Below are 6665 nucleotides of genomic sequence, written 5' to 3' on the forward strand. Positions count from 1 at the left end.
CCTTGACCAGCAACGCCTTTACTCGTACAAATTACACCTTCAACGGTTGGAATACGGCTGCCGACGGCTCAGGCACACCCTATGCAGATGAAGAAGAATATATATTTGTCGAAAATATAACCCTGTATGCTCAATGGATAATTAATATTTATACTATAACTTTTGACTCCAACGGCGGCACAGGAACAATGATTCCCCAAAGTGGGGACTACAACAGCACGACAGTCTTGAACAGCAATAGTTTCACCCGTACAAATTACACCTTCAACGGTTGGAATACGGCTGCCAATGGCTCAGGCATATCTTACGCAAATAAAGCAGATTACACCTTTACAGCTGATATCACCTTATATGCCCAATGGTTGTATGTTTCACCACCTCCACCAGTTGTTATACCACCAGTTATTGCACCACCTGCGATAAATAATGACACCCAGGTTATAACGTCAGGCACAGTCACCAACAACGGCGAACACGAAGATGTAACAGTCGGGACGGGTGCTACGGTTACAAACTCCGGCACATTGACAGATTTAAATAACAGCGGCACTATAAATGGCGGTGTTGTCGCCGGAGATTCTGTTAATAATGGTGTAATGGAAAATGTTACGTTTCCCCAAGATACCTTACTTGATAATGCAGGCGGAATAATCGGAAACGCTGATAATTCTGGTGAAGTTTTTGGTGGAACAATAGAAGGGACAGTAACTAACACTGGTGTTATTGCTGGAACATCGCCAGATGGAACTATTGATGCTTCATATACTGTTACTATTTCTGAAAGTGCTGTAATTTCAGGCGGTGAAGTTGCTGGAGCAGTTGTTAATAATGGTGTTCTTGAGAGCGTAACAATAAGCAGTAATTCTGTTATATCTTTTGGTAATTCAGGTCACCTTACAGGGACAATCACCATTGTTGATGATGAAGGCGTCGGCTGTGTGATTACAATTCCTCCACATGTTGTCTATCCAAGCCATCCTATGATTTTAACCCCTGTTTCTATTATAAATTATGCGAATGAACAAGCCTGGGATATTAATATTGAAGAAAAGAAATCAGATGTCAGATCTGGAGTTCAAGTTTCACTTCTGGAAAAGAATAGATTTGAGACATCAGCAACTCTGCCCCAGGTTCCATCATACTATTATCTGATTGATGGGGTTGTGTTCTCAGAAGCAGGTTCAAAAAGTTCGCAAGAAATTGATATGATTATACCATTTGACCCAGAGAATCTTCCAGGTGCTATTGATAGTTCTGATTTTATTGTGTTGGTATATGACTATGAATTGCAGACATGGACGGCAAATGAATACATACTGGATGGTAATAACGTAAAGCTAAAGACAGATTTCTTATCTGCAGTGGCCATTGTAGCTGAAGCTGAAGACTTGATTTCTATTACAACTGATCAGGTCAGTGGCATAACCCATATATCAGCAACAAGTGGCGGAACAGTAATATCAGAAGGTGGCAGCACAATTATGGCTAAAGGTGTCTGCTGGAGTACATCTTCAAATCCAGAAATGGATGACAACAAAACTGATGAAGGAGAAGGTGACGGCAAATTCAAGAGTATAATGACCAAACTTTCGCCAAACACAAAATATTATGTTCGAGCTTATCTAACAAGCGAGCTTGGTACAATCTATGGAAATGAGTATAGTTTTACAACTGGAACAGGATTGTTTGATAGCTATCTTACTTTAACTGACAGTACGTTATCAGCTTTAACCATTCCAACTGATGCCAATATGAATATGTTTGGAGTCTCTGTTGGAAAAAGTATTAAAATAAAAAAAGGTGCAAGGGTTTCATGTAACTATTTTGTTGCTAATAACAAAGTGGTCTTGGAAGAGTCATCATCTCAATTTAAGGTCTATCGCTCTGGTGCAACTGTTTATTTTGTCGGAATTATGGGAACTGTAATCAAAGTTCCGGCAAGCTCAACAGCACAAGTTATCTATTTTAGCGATGGAAGGGCAGACTTGTCGATTTATGACAAAAAAGTAATTCTTGGAGAACAGGAAATAAACCTTTTACCATCTGCTATTGCAGCACTTAACAATAGTGAAAATTATGTTGATACAGATATCAGTCAAATGCCATCTGTTATTGATAGTTATTTGATTTTAACTGACTCATCACCTGCTTTTACCATTCCTTATGGTGCTTATACCCAAGTATTTGGTTCAAGTGGTATAAATACATTAAGCATTGAAGAGGGCGCAAAGGTAGATTGTAAAAATTTTGCAGGCGCAAATGTGGTAAATATTGATGAATTATTTGCAGCTTTTGATATATTTCGTATAGACACAACCATCTATTTTGAAAGCCAGAATGGAACATATATAGAAATACCAGCAACTACAGCATTTCAAACTTTAAATTTTCAAGATAACAGCTACATATTAGCCATAGTGGATGATCAAATTATGTTGATAAAGATGATAATAGATAATGATCAAAGAAGATATGATGCTAAAAATATTTTTATAATTCCACATAATATGACAAATTAGTTTTTTGGGGTTGGTTCTAATTTTGGCCATTTGTCTGAATCAGGATAACCAGGATAAAAAAGATGTTCAAGATACTTGGTTAATCCTGACTTCTCCTGTTAATCCTGGGTATCCTGATTCAGACAGCTTCACAAAAATTATCATTGACCGAAATTAGAACCAACCCCAGTTTTTTTACCGTGGAAATGGATACATTATTTCCATGCTCGGGGGTGGCGATACTTCCGCTATGTCCGTTTATTTTAAACTGTAGGGGCGGATATGAAATCCGCCCCTACAGTTCAATGTTCGTTAGTATTAATCAGATGAAAATTATGAATAAGAAAGGAACAGATAGTTAGAACCTCATGCTAACGATATGGATTCAAAGCACCGATGTCGCTGTAGAGGGAAGCAGCACATATGAAAATCTCCTGTTGAATATCCGAAAGCAGATTTGCCTGGTTTACGATTTGGATAGCCACAGGTTTGGTGCGGCTTTTTTTTCAGATATTTCCTTTCATGCAGAAGAGAATGCACGCCGGTACAATCTGGCCGCCATCCTTCCACCTGTCTATCCCGAATGGTTGGGCGGAATGGCGTTCACCAAATCTCACAATCTCCGGTTTCCTTATGTTGGCGGTGCCATGGCCAGAGGGATATCCTCGGCACGGATGGTCATCTCGCTAGCCGAAAACGGGATGCTGGGATTTTTCGGTTCCGGAGGCGTGAACCTGTCACGGTTGGAATCCGAAATCCGACACATATCCGAAAGCCTTGATCCAAAGGGATTGAGCTGGGGAGCCAATTTGATCCATACCCCGGGCAACCCGCAGATTGAAAATGATATAATTGATCTGAACCTGAAATTGGGCGTGAAACGGATTTCCACCGCAGCGTTCATGGATATCCCCCCGAGTATTGTCAGGTATGCATGCAGGGGCTTATCCATGGGTGATGATGGCACAATTCAGAGAATGAATCATATCTTTGCAAAAATTTCTCGCCTGGAGGTGGCACGACAATTTCTTTCTCCGGCACCGTCAGAGATCATCGAATCACTGCTGGAACAGGGCCGGATTTCCCGTCAGGAAGCGGCGTTGAGCCAGAAAATCCCCATATGCGGCGATATGGATGTTGAAGGTGACTCCGGAGGACACACCGACAACCGCCCTTTGAATTCCCTTTTTCCCTCGATTCTGAAACTCAAACAGGAAATTGAATCCCGTTTTCAATATCAAACCCCCATCAGACTTGGAGCTGCTGGAGGGAATGGAACGCCGGAATCCATTGCCGCAGCTTTTGCCATGGGGGCGTCCTATGTGGTGGTGGGCTCGGTGCATCAGGCTTCGGTGGAAGCCGGTACCTCACAGGAAGCCAAAGAGATGCTCTCAAAGGCGGGCATTGCAGATTTTGCCATGACACCGAGTGCCGACATGTTTGAAATCGGTTCCCGTGTCCAGGTGCTGAAACGGGGCACCATGATGAGCGTCAGGGGAAATCAACTGCTGGAGGCCTACAAAAAGTATGATTCCATGGAAGATATACCTTTGAAGAGAAGACGCAGCATGGAAAAAAACATCTTCAACATGCCCCTGGAAAAGGTCTGGGAAGAGACCAGGCGATACTTTGAAACGGTGGAAGCATCCGAGATCCGGCGAAGCGAAAAAGATCCAAAATACAAGATGTCCCTGGTATTCCGCTGGTATCTTGGAAATTCCAGCCACTGGCCCATTGCCGGAGAAAAAAGTCGTTTGGCGGACTATCAGATCTGGTCGGGTCCTGCCATGGGTGCCTTCAACCAGTGGGTGAAAGGGAGTTTTCTTGAACCCATTGAAAACCGCACGGTGAGCCAGATCGCTTTGAACTTACTTGAAGGGGCTGCCACCATCACAAGAATCAACCAGATACGACACTCAGGCATTCCCATGGGATTGAATTCATATGAATACAGACCCATGCCTGTAAAAATATAAGGATTGAGCCATCCATGCAGAATCAAAATAAAAGAGACCCTTCCATCGACATTGCCATTGTGGGAATCGGGCTGCTTTATCCGGGAGCAAAAGATCTCATGACCTTCTGGAGAAATATCCTTGAAGGAAGAGATTTTATCACTGAAACACCTTCCACCCACTGGTCAATGGCAGATTACCATGAAAAAAATACCAGAAGAGAGGACAAAATTCACTGCACCCGAGGGGCTTTCATTCCTGAGATTGATTTTGACCCTGTGGAATTTGGTTTGCCTCCCAGGCTGCTTCAATCCACGGATGTGGTTCAACTGTTATCCTTGCATGTGGCAAAAGAGGCCATCAGGGATACCGTAAGCCTCAGCCATGAAAAAATCAACCGAGACAGGATCAGTGTGATCCTCGGTTCCTCGGGGCCGACCCAGTTGGCAACCCATATGGGTGCGAAGATCCAGAAGCCAGTCTGGCTGAATGTCATGAAGCAAAACGGTATTCCTGAAAACAAGGCAGAGGAAATCTGTGAGACAATATTCCAGCAGTACAATGCCTGGGATGAGGATATCTTTCCGGGCTATCTCAACAACATTGTGGCCGGCAGGATTGCCAACCGCTTTGACTTCAGGGGAATGAACTGCACCGTGGATGCAGCCTGTGGCAGCAGTCTCGGCGCCATCCATATGGCAATTCAAGAGCTGATTCTAAGAAAATCCGATCTGGTTCTTGCCGGCGGTGCGGATGCTTCCAACATGCCGGCCTCTTTTTTCTCGTTTGAGCGCACCCATGCCCTCTCCATTGCCGGTGATTGCCGTCCATTTTCAGCAGATGGCGACGGAACCGTTCTTGGCGAAGGTATCGGCATGATCACCCTGAGAAGGCTGGAAGATGCCGAGCGAGACAGCGACAAGATTTACGCCGTCATCAAGGGCGTGGGATGCTCATCCGACGGCAGATCCAACAGCATTTACGGACCCAGCTCCCGTGGACAGAGCATTGCCATCCGGAATGCTTATGAAGCTGCCGGCTACAGTCTCAAAGAAGTGGAGTTGATCGAAGCCCATGGTACAGGCACCCAGGCCGGTGACCGTGTCGAATTTCAGGGGCTTATCAAAGCCTACGGAATGCTGGATTCCTGCAAGTTGAAGAGCGATGCGTTGAACTCTGGCAAGTTGGAGTCCAGTGAGTCAAAGCCTTGTGAGTTAAAGGCAGATGAGTTGGAGTCCGATGCGTTGAAGCCTGGTGAGTTGAACTCTGATAAATATAAATATGAAACTGATGGGTTGAAGCCCGATGATCGTCAGTGCTGTGCCCTGGGTTCTGTAAAATCTCAAATCGGCCATACCAAAAGCGCTGCCGGGGTCGCCGGGGTGATCAAAAGTGCATTGGCTCTTCATCATAACATCTTTCCGCCCATGATCAAGGTATCAAGACCTCACCCTGATATGGAGATCGAAATGTCCCCCTTCTATTTGAATACAGTCTCAAGACCCTGGATTCACCAAATTGGAGATCCCCGAAAAGCCGGTGTCAGCTCATTTGGTTTTGGTGGCAGCAACTTTCATGTGGCAATGGAAGAGTACATGGGAAACGGAGTTAAACCCGAAAAGATAGAGAATTTTCCAACCCAGTTACTGCTCTTTTCCGCACCTGACATAGAGGGTTTGAGGTGCGAAGTGGATGGGGTTTTATTTAGACTCGATCTGGAACCCTATACCAGATTGGCAATGCAAAGCATAGCTCATTTTGATCACAGCGCACCGAAGCGGTTGGCCATTCTTGCTCCGGATGCAGCAAATTTCAAAGCCACGGCTGGAAAGGCTATGGAATTGATCTCAAAGAACCCTGACAAATCTCTGTCCGTTCCCGACCGTTTCCACTACGGAACAGGGGAGAATGTCGCAAGGGATATCGCATTTATATTCCCCGGGCAGGGAAGTCAATATATCAACATGGGCAGTGATGTGTCCATGGCATTCCCTGAAGCCAGAAAAGTGTGGGATCGTTCTGTGGATTGCCAATGTTTTCAGGGCAAAAAACTGCATCGGGTGGTTTTCCCTGTTCCGGCATTTGAAGATAACGACAAGGCCGCCCGGATGGCGGAGTTGATAGAAACCCGCTGGGCACAACCCGCCATTGGTGCCATGAGTGCATCCCTTCTGAAGCTTCTGACATTGCTGGGAATCACCCCGAATTATGC

General features: G+C 44.8%; 3 protein-coding genes. All 3 read left to right on the forward strand.

All coding sequences use genetic code 11. From position 1 onward, the window contains the following. Positions 1-2519, forward strand: a 2519-nt coding sequence (locus MTBBW1_RS28570) for an InlB B-repeat-containing protein (protein WP_186441548.1), incomplete at its 5' end; no start/stop codon positions are given. A gap of 347 nt (positions 2520-2866) precedes the next feature. After that, positions 2867-4474: a PfaD family polyunsaturated fatty acid/polyketide biosynthesis protein gene (locus MTBBW1_RS20035; protein ID WP_080806453.1), complete on the forward strand. Its 1608-nt coding sequence runs from the start codon at positions 2867-2869 to the stop codon at positions 4472-4474. 14 nt (positions 4475-4488) lie between these two features. After that, positions 4489-6665: beta-ketoacyl synthase N-terminal-like domain-containing protein (locus tag MTBBW1_RS28575; protein ID WP_281255661.1), on the forward strand; the 2177-nt coding region annotated here is incomplete at its 3' end.

Source organism: Desulfamplus magnetovallimortis (genome assembly GCF_900170035.1).
GTDB classification, from domain to species: domain Bacteria; phylum Desulfobacterota; class Desulfobacteria; order Desulfobacterales; family Desulfobacteraceae; genus Desulfamplus; species Desulfamplus magnetovallimortis.

Bases quoted from the DNA above. Each gene is read 5' to 3' on its own strand.
- MTBBW1_RS20035 (WP_080806453.1), top strand. From the start codon at position 2,867: ATGCTAACGATATGGATTCAAAGCACCGATGTCGCTGTAGAGGGAAGC.